Source organism: Methylobacterium sp. B1 (assembly GCF_000333255.1).
GTDB lineage: Bacteria > Pseudomonadota > Alphaproteobacteria > Rhizobiales > Beijerinckiaceae > Methylobacterium > Methylobacterium fujisawaense.
Map to the genome: position 1 here is coordinate 1 of NZ_BACT01000196.1, position 16232 is coordinate 16232.

At 72.5% G+C, this 16232-nt stretch carries 12 protein-coding genes and 1 pseudogene; 6 read left to right on the top strand and 7 right to left on the bottom strand.

What is annotated here, in order from left to right:
• The 4 genes from I53_RS05170 to I53_RS05185 all read left to right on the top strand — a co-directional run.
• Nucleotides 1-379: 3-hydroxyacyl-CoA dehydrogenase family protein (locus I53_RS05170; RefSeq protein WP_043347435.1), on the top strand; the 379-nt coding region annotated here is incomplete at its 5' end.
• On the top strand, nucleotides 376-1134 hold the full coding sequence (locus I53_RS05175; RefSeq protein WP_043347437.1) for an SDR family NAD(P)-dependent oxidoreductase: 759 nt from the start codon (nucleotides 376-378) through the stop codon (nucleotides 1132-1134). The genes I53_RS05170 and I53_RS05175, both read left to right, overlap by 4 nt.
• Before the next feature lie 16 nt (nucleotides 1135-1150).
• Nucleotides 1151-2038 carry a 3-keto-5-aminohexanoate cleavage protein gene (locus tag I53_RS05180; RefSeq protein ID WP_043347442.1) on the top strand — a complete coding sequence of 296 codons (888 nt, stop codon included), beginning with the start codon at nucleotides 1151-1153 and terminating at the stop codon, nucleotides 2036-2038.
• 245 nt (nucleotides 2039-2283) lie between these two features.
• Nucleotides 2284-3513, top strand: a complete 1230-nt coding sequence (locus I53_RS05185; RefSeq protein ID WP_043347444.1) for an ABC transporter substrate-binding protein — start codon at nucleotides 2284-2286, stop codon at nucleotides 3511-3513.
• Nucleotides 3514-3670: 157 nt separating this feature from the next.
• Here I53_RS05185 and I53_RS05190 read toward each other — a convergent pair.
• Nucleotides 3671-4539 (bottom strand): annotated as a pseudogene (locus I53_RS05190) (aldo/keto reductase family oxidoreductase).
• A gap of 92 nt (nucleotides 4540-4631) precedes the next feature.
• Between I53_RS05190 and I53_RS05195 the strand changes: the two are divergent.
• Nucleotides 4632-5576 (top strand): LysR family transcriptional regulator, encoded by a 945-nt coding sequence (locus I53_RS05195; protein ID WP_043347446.1) that lies wholly within the window; start codon nucleotides 4632-4634, stop codon nucleotides 5574-5576.
• Here the strand turns inward: I53_RS05195 and I53_RS30945 are convergent.
• The 5 genes from I53_RS30945 to I53_RS05220 form a co-directional block, all read right to left on the bottom strand.
• Nucleotides 5552-6507, bottom strand: a protein-coding gene (locus I53_RS30945; protein ID WP_085987621.1) for an IS630 family transposase whose coding sequence is annotated in 2 segments (ribosomal slippage) — nucleotides 5552-6168 and nucleotides 6168-6507 — 957 coding nt in all. Because the reading frame shifts where the segments join, the coding sequence is not laid out codon by codon here. The two genes, I53_RS05195 and I53_RS30945, sit on opposite strands and share 25 nt — an antisense overlap.
• Before the next feature lie 87 nt (nucleotides 6508-6594).
• Entirely contained in the window at nucleotides 6595-6894 is a 300-nt protein-coding gene (locus tag I53_RS34910; RefSeq protein WP_043387942.1) for an autotransporter domain-containing protein, read from the bottom strand.
• Between the two features lie 38 nt (nucleotides 6895-6932).
• Nucleotides 6933-9812 (bottom strand): autotransporter domain-containing protein, encoded by a 2880-nt coding sequence (locus I53_RS05210; RefSeq protein WP_251982229.1) that lies wholly within the window; start codon nucleotides 9810-9812, stop codon nucleotides 6933-6935.
• 409 nt (nucleotides 9813-10221) lie between these two features.
• Nucleotides 10222-11988: a methanol/ethanol family PQQ-dependent dehydrogenase gene (locus tag I53_RS05215; protein ID WP_043347454.1), complete on the bottom strand. Its 1767-nt coding sequence runs from the start codon at nucleotides 11986-11988 to the stop codon at nucleotides 10222-10224.
• Between the two features lie 56 nt (nucleotides 11989-12044).
• A complete protein-coding gene (locus I53_RS05220) occupies nucleotides 12045-12641 on the bottom strand; it encodes a TIGR00730 family Rossman fold protein (RefSeq protein WP_043347456.1) in 597 nt (198 codons plus the stop codon).
• 220 nt (nucleotides 12642-12861) lie between these two features.
• Between I53_RS05220 and I53_RS05225 the strand changes: the two genes are divergently transcribed.
• A complete protein-coding gene (locus I53_RS05225) occupies nucleotides 12862-14364 on the top strand; it encodes a LysM peptidoglycan-binding domain-containing protein (RefSeq protein ID WP_043347458.1) in 1503 nt (500 codons plus the stop codon).
• A gap of 300 nt (nucleotides 14365-14664) precedes the next feature.
• Here I53_RS05225 and I53_RS05230 read toward each other — a convergent pair whose 3' ends face one another.
• Nucleotides 14665-15999 (bottom strand): PLP-dependent aminotransferase family protein, encoded by a 1335-nt coding sequence (locus I53_RS05230; protein ID WP_043347461.1) that lies wholly within the window; start codon nucleotides 15997-15999, stop codon nucleotides 14665-14667.
• Between the last annotated feature and the right edge of the window lie 233 nt (nucleotides 16000-16232).

A 16232-nucleotide genomic window follows, 5' to 3' on the forward strand; every position in this document is an offset into this window, starting at 1 on the left:
CATCCAGCAGGCGATCAGCGCCGAGGTGTTCCGGCTCCTCGACGAGGACGTCGCCGCGCCGCGGGACATCGACGAGGCGATCATCCACGGGCTCTCCTTGCGCATCCCGATCCTCGGCCACCTCGCCAAGGCCGACTTCACCGGCCTGGAGCTGACGCAGCGCGCGCTCGCCAACGGCAGCTACGCGCCGCCGCCCCCGCGCACCCGCTCCGAGACCCTCGACGCCCTCTGCGCCGCGGGCCGGACCGGGGTGATGGCGGGGCGCGGCTATTTCGACTGGGGCGGCCGGGCGCCCGCGGAGCTGTTCCGCGAGCGCGACCGCAAGCTCCTGGCGCTCAAGGCGGCGATGGCCGGGATCGGCCGGATGGAGGGATCATGATCGGAGCGGACCTGTCCGGACGGCGCGTCCTCGTCACCGGAGCCTCGTCGGGCATCGGCCTCGCGACGGTGGAGATCTTCGCCCGCAACGGCGCCGCGGTGGCGCTGAATCACCTGCCCGACGATCCCCGCGGTCCCGCCGAGGCCGCGCGACTTGCCGGGACGGGGCTCTCGGTGCTCGCGCTGCCCGGGGATGTGTCGCGGGCGGGCGAGGCCGAGGCGATGGTGGCGGCCGGGATCGACCGGCTCGGCGGCCTCGACGTGCTCGTCAACAATGCCGGAACGTCGGGCACGACCACGCCCATCGCCTTCGAGGATCTCGACGCGATGAGTGAGGATTTTTGGGCCACGATCCTGGCGACCAACCTCCTCGGGCCGTTCCGCTGCGCCCGGGCCGCGGCCGCGACCCTCAAGGCGAGCCGGGGCGCCATCGTCAACACCGCCTCGGTGGCCGGGCTCGGGCGGCGGGGCTCCTCGGTGGCCTACGCGGCCAGCAAGGCCGGGCTGATCAACCTGACCCGCAGCCTCGCCCGGGCGCTGGCGCCCGACGTGCGGGTCAACGCGGTGGCGCCGGGCCTCGTGGCCACGCCCTGGACCGAGCCCTGGTCGGAGGCACGCAAGGCCTCGACGGTGGAGCGCACGATGCTCGGCCGCATGGCCCGGCCGGAGGACATCGCCGAGACGATCTTCTTCCTCGCGGCGGGGGCGGCCTACATCACCGGCGAGACGATCACGGTCGACGGCGGGGCGATCTGAGCCCGGGGAGGATACGATGTCGAGCACCACCGTCATCACCTGTGCCCTCACGGGCTCCTTCGACACGCCGAAGAAGAACCCGGCCGTGCCGGTGAGCCCGAAGGCCATCGCCCAGTCGGCCCTCGAGGCCGCCGCCGCCGGGGCCGCGGTGGTCCACATCCACGTCCGCGATCCCGAGACCGCCGCGCCCAGCATGGAGTTGGCCCATTACCGCGAGGTGGTGGAACGGATCCGCGACCAGAACGACAGCGTGATCCTCAACCTGACCACGGGGGCGGGGGGCCGGTTCGTGCCCGGCGATCCCGATCCGGCCGTCGCCGGCCCGGGCACCACCTTCGTGAGCCCGGAAGCCCGCACCCGGCACGTGGCGGCACTCACACCCGAGATCTGCACCCTCGACGTCGCCACGATGAATTTCGGCGAGCACCTGTTCCTCAACACCCCCGGCCACCTGCGGGCGATGGCGGGTCACATCCGCGACGCGGGCGTGAAGCCCGAGATCGAGGTGTTCGATCTCGGGCAGATCGAGCTGGCCCGGCACCTGATCGCCGAGGGGCATCTGGCCCGCCCGCCGCTGTTCCAGATCTGCCTCGGCATTCCCTGGGGAGCGCCGGCGACACCGGAGGCCCTGGTGGCGATGCGCGCCCGGCTGCCGGAGGACGCGGTCTGGTCGGCCTTCGGCATCGGCCGGGAGGAGTTTTCAATCCTCGCGGTCGCCGCCGGCATGGGCGGCAACGTCCGCGTCGGGCTGGAGGACAACCTGTACCTGTCCCGCGGCACCCTCGCGCCGAGCAACGCCGCGCTGGTGGAGAAGGCCGTGAGCCTGCTGGCCCATATCGACCGTGCGCCGGCCACGCCCGATCAGGCGCGGGCGATCTTCGGGCTGGCGCCGCGGGGCGGTTGAGAGTCCGGTCGCCGCCGCTCACCCGTCATCACGTGCGCAGCGAAGACGGGGTGGCGCCTCGGAGAAGCGAATGCCCGTCCGCGATCACCGAAGCGTCGTCGCGGGCGGGGAAGGCGGCCCCTGACGGAACGCCCGCATCCTCACGCGTTGCCGTATCGACCGCGATCCCCCCCGGATAGTCTGCACCCTGAGAAGAACCGAGCGGCGATCAACGCCGCCGCGTTCGGACAAACAGGGAGAGAGACATGACGGTCCGCCACCACGTCGCGCGACTGCTCGGGAGCTTGTGCGCGCTCGGCGCCGGCGCCGCCTTCGCGGCCGACCTCGTCCCGGTGAAGATCGGCGTCCTGAACGACCGCTCGGGCGTCTACTTCGATTCCACCGGCGAGGGCTCGGTGGTGGCCGCCCGCATGGCGGTCGAGGACTTCAAGCCGGAGGCGCAGGGGCTGAAGGTCGAGGTCGTCTCCGCCGACCACCAGAACAAGCCCGATGTCGGCGCCTCCGTCACCCGGCAATGGTACGACCGCGACGGCGTCGACGCGGTGTTCGACGTGCCGACCTCCTCGGTGGCGCTCGCCATCGCGCAGATCACCAAGGAGAAGAACAAGGCCTTCATCAACTCGGGCGGCGGCACCGCCGACCTCACCGGGCCGGCCTGCACGCCCAACACCGTGCACTGGACCTACGACACGGCGGCGCTCGCCAACGGCACCGGCAAGGCGATGCTCAAGCGCGGCGGCAAGACCTGGTACTTCATCACCGCCGACTACGCCTTCGGCCTCGCCCTGGAGCGCGACACCAAGGCCGTGGTGGAGAAGAACGGCGGCACGGTCGTCGGCGGCGTGCGCACGCCCTTCCCGAACCCGGACTTCTCCTCATTCCTCCTCCAGGCCCAGGCCTCGGGGGCGCAGGTGATCGGGCTCGCCGATGCCGGCCTCGACGCCGCCAACGCCATCAAGCAGGCGCACGAGTTCGGCATCCGCCAGGGCGGCCAGAAGATCGCCGCCCTGCTGATCGCCATCACCGACATCCACTCGCTGGGCCTGGAGGTGGCGCAGGGGCTGGACTTCACGGCCTCGTTCTACTGGGACCTCAACGACGGCACCCGCGCCTTCGCGGAGCGGTTCGAGAAGCGCATGCCCGGCAAGAAGCCGACCTCGTACCAGGCGGGCGTCTACGCCAGCACGCTGCACTACCTGAAGGCGGTGGCGGCCCTGCATTCGGCCAAGGACGGCGCCGCCGTGGTGGCCAAGATGAAGGAGATGCCCACCGACGACCCGCTGTTCGGCAAGGGGACGATCCGGCCGGACGGGCGCAAGATCCACCCGATGTACCTGTTCGAGGCCAAGGCGCCCTCTGAGTCGAAGGGCGCGTGGGACCTCTACAAGGTGCTGGAGACGATCCCCGCCGAGCAGGCCTTCCGCCCGATGAGCGAGGGCGGCTGCCCGATGGTGGCCGGCATGACCGCGAAGTAGGGGCCCGAGCTATCCCACCAAACCCCTCAGCCTGAGGTGCCGCGCAGCGGCCGCGAAGGAGGGCTCCAGGCATCGCGGCGGTATCGGGAGGGCTCCTTCGAGGCTTCCGCTTCGCTCCAGCACCTCAGGATGAGGGCGGGGGTCGGATGAGCGCCTCTCACGCCGCCCCGATCCGGTCGAGCGCCGCCATGGCCTCCTCCGGCAGGCTGAGCTCCGCCGCCGCGAGTTCTCGCGCAGGTGGCCGAGGGACGACGTCCCCGGGATCAGCAGGATGTTGGGCGACCGGCGCAGCAGCCACGCGAGCGCCACCTGCATCGGCGTCGCGCCGAGCCCGGCGGCCACCTCCGACAGGGTGCCCGATTGCAGCGGGCTGAACCCGCCCAGCGGGAAGAACGGCACGTAGGCGGTGCCGGAAGCCGCGAGGGCGTCGATGAAGGCGTCGTCGCCCCGGTGGGCGAGATTGTACTGGTTCTGCACGCAGACGATGTCGGCGATCCGGCGCCCGTCCGCGACCTGACGCGGCGTGGCGTTGCTCAGGCCGATCCGGCGGATCAGTCCCTGGCGCTGGAGATCGGCCAGCACGGTGAGCGGCGCCTCGACCGGGCCCTCCGCCGGCCCGTGGACGTCGAACATCAGGCGCAGGTTGACCACGTCGAGGGCCTCGACGCCGAGGTTGCGCAGGTTGTCGTGGACCGCCTGCGTCAGCTCCGCGGCCGAGAAGGCCGGGTTCCACGAGGCGTCGGCCCCGCGATTCGCGCCGACCTTGGTGACGATCACGAGGTCGTCCGGGTAGGGGTGCAGCGCCTCGCGGATGATCTGGTTGGTGACGTGCGGCCCGTAGAAGTCGCTGGTGTCGATGTGGTCGACGCCCGCGGCGACGGCCGCGCGCAGCACCGCGATGGCGGCGGCGCGGTCCCTCGGCGGCCCGAACACGCCCGGCCCGGCGAGTTGCATGGCCCCGTAGCCGAGCCGCTTCACCCTGCGGTCGCCGAGTTGGAACGTGCCGGCCTGCGCGATGTCGGTCATGACGGATCTCCTGTTCGCGTCCCGGATGTAGACGCCAGCGATTCGACAGATAAGCGGTGACAATCGGCACGGGCTGTGCGGATCTTCGAACAATGACCCAGGATCTCACGGACCTCGCCGCCTTCGTGACCGTGGCGCGGGCCGGCGGCTTCCGCGAGGCCGCCCGCGCCGGGGGCGGGAGTGCGTCGCGCCTCAGCGAGGCGGTGCGCCGGCTGGAGACGGGGCTCGGCGTGCGCCTCCTGAACCGCACCACCCGCAGCGTCGCGCCCACCGAGGCGGGCATGCGCCTGCTGGAGCGGCTCGGCCCGGCTTTGGCCGAGGTGGAATCCGCCCTCGACGTGGTGAACGGGTTTCGCGACCGGCCGGCCGGGACGCTGCGGCTCAACGTGCCGTTGAGCGCGGCGCGCCTCGTCCTGCCGGCCCTCGTGCCGCCCTTCCTGGCGGCCTACCCGGAGATCCGCCTGGAGGTGGTCGTCGAGGACGGGTTCGTCGACGTGCTGGCGGCGGGCTGCGACGCCGGGATCCGCTACGACGAGCGGCTGGAGCAGGACATGATCGCCGTGCCGATCGGCCCGCGGCGGCAGCGCTTCGCCACCGCCGCGTCCCCGGCCTATCTCGACCGGCGCGGCCGGCCGGAGCATCCGCGCGACCTCCTCGCCCATGCCTGCCTGCTCGGCCGGTTCCCGAGCGGCGCCCTGACGGCGCCCTGGGAGTTCGAGCGCGACGGCGACATCGTCCGGGTGGACCCGTCCGGGCCGCTGATCGTGCGGGTCGCCGCCAGCGACCTCGCGGTTGAAGCCGCGGTCGCGGGAACCGGGATCGTCCACCTGTTCGAGGACTGGCTGCGCCCGCAGCTCGCGAGCGGCGCTTTGGAGCCGGTGCTGGAACCCTGGTGGCAGGTCTTCTCCGGCCCGTTCCTCTACTATCCGGGCCGGCGGCTCCTGCCGGCGCCCCTGCGCGCCTTCGTGGATTTCGTCGGCGCGGAGGCGTCGCGCGCTAGAGCGGCATCCGATCATGTTGGATCATATGCGTCGTAGCCTGCGGCGGCGAGATAGCGGCGGCATTCGGCTGGCGTGAAGCGTCTGAAGGCTCGTCGGATAGTGTCCCAGAGGTCGCTGATCGTGCGAGCAGCCTCGGCACGAAGAATGGCCTTGAGCTTGGCGAAGGCGCGTTCAATCGGGTTGAAGTCGGGGGAATAGGGCGGGAGGTAGAGCAGCCTCGCTCCCGCCGCCTCAATGCACTCGCGGATGCCGCTGACCTTGTGGGCGGGCAGGTTGTCGAGCACGACCGTGTCGCCGGACCTGAGGGCTGGGACGAGGGTTTGTTCGACATAGCCACGGAAGCGAGCGCCAGTCATCGGTCCATCGAAGAGTGCGGTGGCTGTCAGGCCGCTGGTGCGCAGACCGGCAGTGACCGTGATGGTTTTCCAGTGGCCGAACGGCACCGCGACCCGGCAGCGTTCGCCGCGCGGGGCTCGCCCATAGCGGCGGACCATCTTCGTGTTGGTGGCGGTCTCGTCGAGGAACACGAGCTTGTCCGGGTCGAGATCGAGCTGGCCGTCGAACCAGGACAGGCGCGCGGCCTTCACGTCTTCTCTCTCCTGCTCGGCGGCGTGGCCGGTGTTTTTTTGCGCGTGATGCCGTGGCGCTTGAAGAAGCGGGACAGGCTGCTGCCCCCAACCCGCAGACCCAGTTCGGCCAGACGGTCGCGCAACTCATGCAGGAACAGCTCGGGCTGCGCTTCGTAGGTCTGCCGGATCAGGTCGGCCTGTGCCTCGATGGTGTGCGAGCGTTGATCGCCGCCCATCGGCTTGGCCTGTGTCCGACCCTCCTGCACGAAGGTCCCGTGCCAGCGCACGGCGCTGGCCGGGCTGACCTCGAAGCGCCGCGCCGCCTCCCGGCGCGAAGCCCCCGCCTCGATCGCGGCTACGACACGCTCGCGCAGATCAACGGACAGGGCAGACGCCATCGGCTCTCCTCCTCGGAAAGCCGCGCATCGAATCACATCACCGCCGCGGCCGAAACCCTAAACGATTCAATTCGATCGGTGACCACTCTAGAACCGGAGGGTGAAGGTGCCCTTCACGGCCTGATCCTGGGCGCGGGCGCCGGTCTGGCCGGTGTAGGCCACGCCCAGGCTCGCGTTCGGCGCTACCGCCAGATCGAGCCCGACCTGCGCCACCAGCGCGTCCCGGTCGATCGGCACGCCCGCGCTCAGGAAGGCCGGGCCCGTGCCGAACCGCAGCAGGGCCGTCGGCACCACGTCGCCGAACGCCCGCCGGTAGCCGACCAGACCCCGCAGCGTCACCGGAAGACCGAGCCCCAGCTCCAGGCCCGTCTGCGCCCGCACCCCCACGGTCGCCGCGCCCAGATCGTATTCCCGCGCGACGCTCGCTAGCGCCGCCGCGCCCCCGGGTCTCCGCGAAGGCGTCCCGCCGGAATGCCGACATACGCCCCGCCGACGAACGGCTCGACGTAGGAGGACACCGGCGGCACCGGCACCGCGACGCCGTCCCTCGACACCAGAGCCGCCGGAGCCGGCTGGCCGAGCGCGATCCTCCAGCCGATCTCGCCGAAGCCCTGCACCGTATAGCCGCCGCCATGGCCGCTCAGCGTGTCCGACAGCCCGTACAGCACCGCCCGCCGGGTGCGCGTGTCGGTCCCGGCGTAGAGCGCTCCCAGCCGCACCGACAACGGCCCGACCTCATAGCCGCCATACAGGCCGCCGAAGCCGCTCTTGAGCGTGGCGCTCTCCGCCCGGCTCGTGCCGCCGGACCGGCCGGCGCTGTCGAGATACGCCTCCGTGTAGCCGCCGACCACGCCGACGCGCAGCCCGTTCGACACGCGGACATCCGCGCCCGCCGCGAAGCCGGCGATCTGCCGGTCGAGGTTGAACGCGTTGCCGCCGCCCTCGGCCGTGCCGAAGGCGCCGAAGCCCTGGCCCCAGAGCCCGAACACCTGCGGGTCGAGGGTCCGCACCGGCACGCCCGCCACCACCGGCTGGCGCCCCGGCAGGTCGGCCGCGTAGGCGGCCGGCAGGGTGCCGTAATCGAGGCCGGTGCCGGGGCCGCCCCAGCGCAGGCGGTCGAGCACCGCCTCGCGCACGAAGAACGCGGTCTCGTAGGCGGTGGACACGGTGCCGGCGTGGATGTCGCCGGCCAGCGCCCGGAAGCCGGCATCGGCCTCGGTGGTGGTGAAGGCGACCGCCGCGTCGAAGAGCCGGCCCGGGCCGGCCGCCTGGACGGCGTTGGCCGCCGCCATGCCGTTGCGGCTGGTGGCTGACGCGGCGAACGGCACGTCGTTGCGGGTGAGGGTCAGGTCGACTGCGTCGGTCCGGTAGCGCAGGCCCGGGCTGAGGAAGGCGAGGTTCGCGGTCACGCCGGCGAACTGGCCCGAGACGCCGCCGGCGGCGGAGAGGATCGTGTAGGTGGTACGCGGGTTGTAGGCGCCCGAGGCGGCCAGCACCTGGACGGTGCCGCCCGACAGGGTGGCGCTGCCGGTGGCGGCGATGCGGTCGGCCTGTCCGGCGGCGTTGGCCTCGACCCGGTAGGTCGAGCCGGCCGCGAAGGCGGCATTGCCGGCGACGGTGAGCGTGCCGATGGAGTTGCCGGGAGACACCGTACCCCCCGAGAGCGCGCCGATCCCGCCCACCGTGCCGGAGCCGCCGAGCTCCGCCCCCGGCAGCACCGACACGACCGAGTTGGCGAGGGAGCCGTTCACCGCGAGCCGCCCGGCCTGAACCGTGGTGGCGCCGCTCAGCGTGCTGAGGCCGGTGAGCGTGAGGGTGCCTGAATTGGTCTTGGTCAGGGTCCCGGAGCCCGAGATGGCGTTGGCCAGCGTCCCGTCGACGGATTGATCGACCACGAGGGCCGCGTTGTCGACGATCGCGCCCGTGCCGAAGGCACCCGCATGGCCGACCAGCGTCCCACCGCCGATCGTCGTGCCGCCCGCGTAGGTGTTGGCGCCGGCCAGCACCAGGGTGCCGCTGCCGAGCTTCTCGAGGCTGCCCGCGCCGCCGATATCGTTGCGCCACACATCGTAGGCCGAGAAGCCGCCCTTGGCCGCATCCAGGGTGACGCTGACGGGACCGTTGAAGGCCCCGTAGCCGTCGGCGGCGGCGAACAGGTTGATGCGGTCGTAGCCCAGGCCGTTGTCGAGGAACCCGCCGGAGGGAAGCTCGGTGGTGGCGATCACGTCGCGGCGCTGCGCCGCCGTGAGGTAGGGGAAGCGCGTCGCGAGCAGCGCCTCGGCGCCCGTCGGGACCACCGGCGGCAGATTGGTGGGTCCGACCGAGGGGAGACCGTAGGTGAGGCGCGCCGTGTAGGCGGCCTTGTTGCGCGCGTAATCGGAGAAGCGGTCGGTGGCGGGATCGACCGCGGCGTGGGCGCACCGTTCCACCGGCCCGCCGCAGGCCTGGCTCAGGTAGCTCTGGGCCTGCGCGACGGCGTCCGCCAGCAGGGTCGCGTTGGCCGGGTCGTTGAGCGCCCGGATGGCGAAGTAGGTCGCCAGCACGCGGCCGCCGATCACGTCGGTGGGCGAGTGCATCCCCGCCTCGATGCGGTTGTCACCGAGCTCGCTGGCGCGGGTGAGCAGTTCCTGGAACCGCTGCGGGACCGCGTAGGCCAGGGCGAGGGCCGAGAGGTAGGCGGCGTTGGTGTGGCCGCTCGGGAAGCCGCCATCCGTCGCGGGCGTCGGGCTCTTCTCCGGCACGAGGGAGGGCGGCACGACGAAGCCGAGGCTCTCGCCGTTCAGGCTCTGCCGCCACGGGCGCGGGTAGCTGTAGGCGTCCTTGGCCGGGCTGGTGGAGGCGTTGGTCCGGAACACGTTGACCAGCTGCACGACCTTCCCGAGGGGCGACGTCGTCACGCCGGCGCCGGTGCCCTGGTCGACATACCGGACGCGGGACGTGGTCGCGTCGAAGGCCGGGATCGTGGTGGTCGCCCCGGACCCCGCCAGATAGGCCTGGGTCAGCGGGCCGAGGCCGTCGATGACGCTGTAGCTCTGGTTGCGGCGGTCGTCGTAATAGGCGGCAATCTCCTGCGCGAGAGTCCGCTCCCGCGCCCGCTCGGCGACGATCTGGATGTTGCGCAGCAGGAGGGGCGCCCCGAGGGCCGTGGGCGATCCGGTGTCGTAGGTCCGTCCGGGGATCCAGATCCGCCCGAAGCCCGACAGGATGTCGACGCCGTTGCCCGCACCGGGCGTCTGTGCCTGGGCGCCCGAACCGAGCATCGCGACCGCCAGAGCGGCGATTGAGACCCCATATCCCCGTTTCATGATGCGCTCCCCGACACCGCCCCGTCCGGCCGGTCGCGCGCCCCATATCCAAGATTATCGGTGGAAAATCGTCATATTTCGTTCAAAATCTGACGTCTTCTTGATTCGTATCTTCGGAGCAACACTCTGTAAATCGGCTTATTTTTGGAACCTGCACGAATATTACCGGATTTAGTCTATCGCAATATCTGTCAAGAACTGGTTTTTGGTCTTCGATTGCCGCGTACGTGCGGCCGCACCTGAATAGCCGCGCCCGAGGTCGGACGCGGTTGCAGGGGTCGGGGCCAGGCGGGGCAGGGGAGGCGGCCCGGATTGCGCCCGGGCGGATCCGGTGCCGAAGCGACCCGGCGGGATTCCGTGCGAATCGCCCGGCGGCGCGTGCGGATGCCGCCGGGACCGGCGGCCGGGCCTACTTCGGCAGTTCGAACACCGTGAGCTGCCCGCCCGGCGCCGTGTATTGCGACAGGGCCGCGTAGCCGCCGACCGCCCCCGAACCGTCGGCGGGATCGGTGAGCCCGGCCGCCAGACCGATCCCGGCCCAGCCGCCGACCCCGGAGAGCACCGCCACGTACTGCTTCCCGTCGTGCAGGTAGGTGGTGACGTTGCCGACGATGCCGGACGGCGTCTTGAACCGGTAGAGCTCGTGCCCGTCCCGGGCATCGACCGCCTTCAGGTAGCCCTCCAGCGTGCCGTAGAAGACCACGTTGCCGGCGGTGGCCAGCGCCCCCGACCAGACCGAGAAGGCTTCCGGGATCGTCCAGGCGATCCGGCCCTTGGCGCCGTCCCAGGCGATGAACGCCCCGGTCCGGTCCGAGCCCTCCGGCGGGTGCAGGGTGAGCGTCGCGCCGACATAGGGCTGGCCGGGCGTGTAGGTGACCCGGAACGCCTCGTAATCCATGCACATGTGGTTGGTCGGCACGTAGAACAGCCGGGTCAGGGGCGAGTAGGCCGCGGGCTGCTGGTTCTTGGCGCCCAGCGCCCCGGGGCAGATGTTCTTGGTCACCTCCTCCTCGTCGGCCTCCCCGGGCGCATAGCGCTTGTCGACCACCGGCCGGCCGTAATCGGGGGCGGCGGGGTCCATCACGATCCGGCTGGCCCAGTTGACCGTGGGATCGAACTTCTCCGCCACCAGCACTTCGCCCGTGGCGCGGTCGAGCGTGTAGCCGAAGCCGTTCCGGTCGAAATGGGTCAGCACCTTGCGCGACCGCCCGGCGATCACCTGCTCGGTGAGGATCATCTCGTTGACGCCGTCATAGTCCCACTGGTCGTGGGGGGTCATCTGGTAGACCCAGCGGGCCATGCCCGTGTCGGCGTCGCGGGCGATGATCGCCATGGACCAGCGGTTGTCGCCGGGGCGCTGGGACGGGTTCCAGGTCGCGGGGTTGCCGGTGCCGTAATAGACGAGGTTCAGGTCGGGATCGTAGGAGAACCAGCCCCAGCTGCAGGCGCCGCCGGTCCGCCATTGGTCGCCCTCCCAGCTCGTCAGCGAGGAATCCTTGCCGATCGGGCGCCCGAGTTCGGTCGTCGTCTCCGGATCGACCAGCATGTCGGCATCGGGCCCGGTGGCGTAGGCGCGCCAGAGGCGCCGGCCCGTCGCCTGATCGTAGGCGGTGACGTGGCAGCGCGCCCCGTACTCGCCCCCCGCGAGCCCGACGATGAGCTTGCCGTGGACCGGCAGGACCGTGGCGGTGTTGGTCTCGCCCCGGCCCGGATCGCCGTTCTTCACCGACCACAGCACCCGGCCGGTCTCGGGGTCGAGGGCGACCACGGTGGTGTCGGCCAGCTGCAGGAACAGCCGCCCGTCCGCGTAGGCCAGCCCGCGGGAGACCGTGTCGCAGCACATGACGGCGATGACGCCGGCCTCCTGCCGGGGGGCGTAGCGCCACAGGATTCGGCCGTCATGGTCGAGGTCGAGGGCGTAGACCACGTTGGGGAAGGGCGTGTGCACGATCATCACGTGCCCGACCACGATCGGCGCGCCCTCGTGGCCGCGCAGGACGCCGGTGGAGAAGGTCCAGGCGACCTTCAGGCGCCCGACATTGCCGGCGTCGATCTGGGCGAGATCCGAATAGCGGGTGTTGGCGTAGTCCAGGGTCTGGAGGACCGGCGCGGGTCCGGCCGAGGCCGCGCCGGCGAGGCCGGCGAGCGGCAGGGCCGCGAGGAGGGAAGCGCGCATCCTGAAAATCCTCCCGCCGCGCGGTCGCCGGCGCACCGGATCCCGCCCGGACCGCCTCACATCCGCTGCTGGACGATGGTCTCGGCCTGGGGATCCGGCTCGTGGCCGGCCGTGCGGAGCATCGGCACCACCTCGGCCGCCTCGCGGGCGACGAGGTAGCTCAGGTCGAGGCCCTCGCGGATGAAGCCGTGGCCGCGCATGTGCTCGAACAGGGCGAGCAGCGGCGCCCAGAACTCCGCCACCGAGACCAGCACCACCGGCTTCCGGTGCCGCCCGAGCTGCGCCCAGGTCAGCTGCTCGACCAGCTCTTCCAGGGTGCCGATGCCGCCCGGCAGGGTCACGAAGGCATCCGAGTGCTCGAACATCAGGCGCTTGCGGGTGTGCATGTCGGGCACCACCACGGTCTCCTGGACGTCCGCCAGCATGTGCTCCCGCGCCTGGAGGAAATCCGGGATGATGCCGGTGACGTGGCCGCCGGCGGCGAGCGCCGCCCGGGCGACCGTTCCCATCAGGCCGACATCGCCGCCGCCGTAGACGAGGCGCATCCCCGCCTGCGCGAGCGCGGTCCCGAGGACCTCCGCGGCCTCGCGGAAGGCCGGGTCGCGGCCGAAGCCGGAGCCGCAATAGACACAGACTGTCCTCACCGGGGCCATCCGGCGCCCTCCTCGCGCGTCCGTTGCGAGCCGTCCAGAACACGCCCCGCGCCCGGCACTCCACGCGCCAAACTGCTGAATTCGCGGGGGATTCGCCCGCCTGGACGGCGGGACGGCTTGGTGTCAGGACCATGTACGGTATTATGGGCGGCGCCGTCGACGGTTTTCGCGCGGGGCGGCCCGACGGGCGGCGGCAGGATCAGGGGAGGCCTTCGTGGCGATGTCGAGACAGGTGCGGCGCAGTCTCGCCCTGGCGCTCGCCGGCCTTCTCGGCGGACTGGGACTCGTGCTGGCGCTGTTCGGCGGCGATTCCCTGCGGCGGCTCACCGGCCGTCCCGGTCCGGACGCCCCCGCGCCGAGCGCCAGCCTGCGCGGCCTGACCGATCCGGGCGCCGTGGCCGGTCGCCCCGACCCGACCATCGACTTTCGCGACGACAAGCCGGGCCGGGCGAGCCCGGCGCCGGGGGCGGGCAACATGGCCGCCCGCCCGCAGGATCCCCGCGCCGCTGCACCCGGAGCGCCGCAGGCCGGCCCAAGCCCGGATGCGCGCCTGCCGGACGCCGCCGAGGCGCCGCGCTTCGACATCGTCCGGGTCGAGCCGAACGGCGACGCCGTGGTGGCCGGCCGCGGTGCGCCGGATGCCGGGATCGAGATGCTGGTCGACGGCAGGCCGGTGGCTCGGGCCAAGGCCGACGCCAACGGCCAGTTCGCGATCGTGCCGCCGGCCCTGCCGGCGGGGGCCAGCACCCTCCGCCTGCGCATGACCGGCAAGGACGGGCGCGCGACCGAGTCGCAGCAGAGCGTCGCGGTGGATGTCGCCCCCGGCCGGGATCGCCAGCCCCTGGTGGCCCTGACCGCCCCGGACGCCGCGACCGTGGTGCTGTCGCAGCCCGGCGCCCCCGGCGCGACGGCCGACGCCAAGGCGGGAGGCAAGGCGGATGGCAGGGCCGGATCCAAGCCCAGCTCTCAGCCCGGCTCTCAGCCCAGCACCGAGCCCGGCTCCAGGCCCGCCGACCCTGCGCAGGCCGCGCGGCCGGCCGGGAGCGGCGAGACCCGCGAGGCCGCGGCGCCCGGGTCGGCGCCGACCCGGATCGTCAGCGTGGACGTGCAGGGGAACGGCCGCCTGTTCGTGACGGCCACCGGTACGCCGGGAGCCAGGATCCAGCTCTACCTCAACGACACGCTGATCGCCCCCGGCAGCATCGGGCCGGACGGCCGGGCGACCTTCACCATCGGGCGCGGTCTCAAGTCCGGCCAGTACCAAGTGCGGATCGATGAGGTCGACCCGGCCACCGGCAAGGTCGCCAGCCGCGCGGCGGTGCCCCTGTCGGTGCCCGAGCCGGCGCAGCTCGCCGCCCGGGACCCCGCCGAGCCCGCGCCCTCGGCCGCCCAGGACGGGGCGCGGGCCCCGGACGCGCGGGCCGGCGACGCCCGCGACGGGGCCGATCGGGACCGGCCGGCCGCGGCCTCGCCACCGGCCACCGGATCGAGCCCCCTGGTGGCCGACATGGCGGGGCCGAACCGGGCCGGGACGGTGTTCGTGCCGGAGATCAGCACGGCCCGGATCACCCGCGGCGACAATCTGTGGCGCATCAGCCAGCGCACCTATGGCCGGGGCGAGCGCTACACGGTGATCTACGACGCCAACCAGAACCAGATCCGCGATCCGGACCTGATCTATCCGGGCCAGATCTTCGTGCTCCCCGCCGACAAGCGCGGCTGAGCGGCTTCGGGGCCTGCCCGACCGCCCTCAGGGCTGCCGGGGCGGCCTGAAACGCCGGAGATCCAGACCACGACCTCGTCCTGGGGTGCCCGCACGCGCGGGCCTCGCAGGAGGGCTCCGGAATCCCTATCGCCAATCAGGGCGAGGCCCAGGGACGGGACGGGTCCCCGCGCGCAAGGCGCCCGGACCGCCTCCGGTCGATGCCGCCGAACCGTCGTCACGCCGGCCGCCGTGACCGCGGCGGCACAGCCCGGGCAGAGCCGGGTAACGACGGGCACCGGCGCCGTCCCCAGACCCGCCTCACTCCACGACCTGATCGTCGCCCGCAAACGCCAGGCGGCGCAGGCTGCGCAGCGCCCCGTCGAGGTCCGCGCGGGACGGGGAGGCCAGGGCGAGGCGCACCGCGTTCGGCGCGTGGCCGGGATGGACCGCGAAGGCCGAGGCCGGGAGGAGGGCGATGCCCTGGCGCAGGGCCGCGGCCGCGTAGGCCTCGGCCCGCCACGTCTCGGGCAGTTCCAGCCAGAGGTGGTAGGCTTGCGGATCGCCGACCACCCGGAGGTCGGCGAGCGCGGCCCGGGCCAGAGCCTGCCGGGCCGCCGCATCGTGGCGCTTGGCCTCGGCCAGCGCCGCCGCCGAGCCCCCGGCCATCCAGTGCATGCCGGCCGCGAGCGACAGGCCGAGCACCGTCCAGGCCCCCTGGCGGACGGAGGCGGCGAGCCGGTCGGTCAGGGCAGGCGGCGCGGCGATCAGGCCGACCGTCAGGGCCGGCATCACCCGCTTCGACAGGCTGTCCACGAAGATCACCCGGTGCGGTACGAGGCCGGCCAACGGCGGCGCCTCGGCCAGGAAACTGTAGACCGCGTCCTCGATGGCGATGAGCCCGGTGCGATCCAGGACCTCCGCCAGGGCGGCCCGCCGCGCCGGCCCCATCGTGGCGCCGAGGGGATTGTGCAGGGTCGGCTGGAGATAGACCCCGCTCAGCGGGGTCGCCCGGTGGGCCTGGAGCAGCGCCTCGGGACAGACTCCCTCGGCATCCATCGCCAGCGGGATCAGCGTGATCCCGAGCCGCGCCGCGATGCCCTTCACCCCCGGATAGGTCAGGGGCTCGCAGCCGATCCGCTCGCCGGGCGCCGCCAGGGCCGCCAGGGCGGCGGCGAGCGCCTGCCGGCCGTTGCCGGTGAACAGGATATCGGCGGGATCGGGGGCGTAGCCCTCCCGGGCCAGGAACCCGGCGGCGACGGCCTGCGCCCGCGGCGTGCCCGCGGGACCGTACTGGCTGAAGCCGATCTCGGCGCCACTGCGGGCCAGCGCCGCCAGGGTCTCGGACAGGACCGCCTCCTGCTCCGGCAGGCGCGAATGGGTCCGCTGCAGGTCGAGGGCCGCCGCGGGCGGCTCCGGCCGGAGCAGGCCGGCCTGCCCCGGATCGCTGCGGACATAGGTGCCCCGCCCGACCTCGCCGGTCACCAGCCCCCGGCGGGCCAGTTCCGCGTAGACCCGGCTCGCCGTCGAGACCGCGATGCCCCGGGCGTAGGCGAAGTCCCGCTGCGGCGGCAGCCGCGCCCCGGGGCGCAGCCGGCCCGCCGCAATGTCGGCGGCGATCGCGTCGGCGACGGAGCGGTAATCCGCGGCGCGCATCATTGCTCCGAGATCAATGTTTCGATTGATCCGAGATGTGTATCGGATCAATGCTCCGCCAGCAATCCCGGCCGGACTGCACATCCCCGCCACCGGATCGACCGCGATGCCCGCCGTCACATTGTCTTCGTCACCCGCCCTTCGCCGCCCCGCCGCGCGCCCGTCCCTGCTCCGGACGTGGCTGAATCGGATCCGCACCCGGCGCGCCCTCGCGGCGCTCCACCCCAATCAGG

Excerpts from the sequence above, each read along its gene's own strand:
- I53_RS05180 (WP_043347442.1), top strand. The coding sequence starts at position 1,151 with ATGTCGAGCACCACCGTCATCACCTGTGCCCTCACGGGCTCCTTCGAC.
- I53_RS05225 (WP_043347458.1), top strand. The coding sequence starts at position 12,862 with ATGTCGAGACAGGTGCGGCGCAGTCTCGCCCTGGCGCTCGCCGGCCTT.
- I53_RS05215 (WP_043347454.1), bottom strand. The coding sequence starts at position 11,988 with ATGCGCGCTTCCCTCCTCGCGGCCCTGCCGCTCGCCGGCCTCGCCGGC.
- I53_RS05230 (WP_043347461.1), bottom strand. The coding sequence starts at position 15,999 with ATGCGCGCCGCGGATTACCGCTCCGTCGCCGACGCGATCGCCGCCGAC.
- I53_RS05210 (WP_251982229.1), bottom strand. The coding sequence starts at position 9,812 with ATGAAACGGGGATATGGGGTCTCAATCGCCGCTCTGGCGGTCGCGATG.
- I53_RS05175 (WP_043347437.1), top strand. The coding sequence starts at position 376 with ATGATCGGAGCGGACCTGTCCGGACGGCGCGTCCTCGTCACCGGAGCC.
- I53_RS05195 (WP_043347446.1), top strand. The coding sequence starts at position 4,632 with ATGACCCAGGATCTCACGGACCTCGCCGCCTTCGTGACCGTGGCGCGG.
- I53_RS05185 (WP_043347444.1), top strand. The coding sequence starts at position 2,284 with ATGACGGTCCGCCACCACGTCGCGCGACTGCTCGGGAGCTTGTGCGCG.
- I53_RS05220 (WP_043347456.1), bottom strand. The coding sequence starts at position 12,641 with ATGGCCCCGGTGAGGACAGTCTGTGTCTATTGCGGCTCCGGCTTCGGC.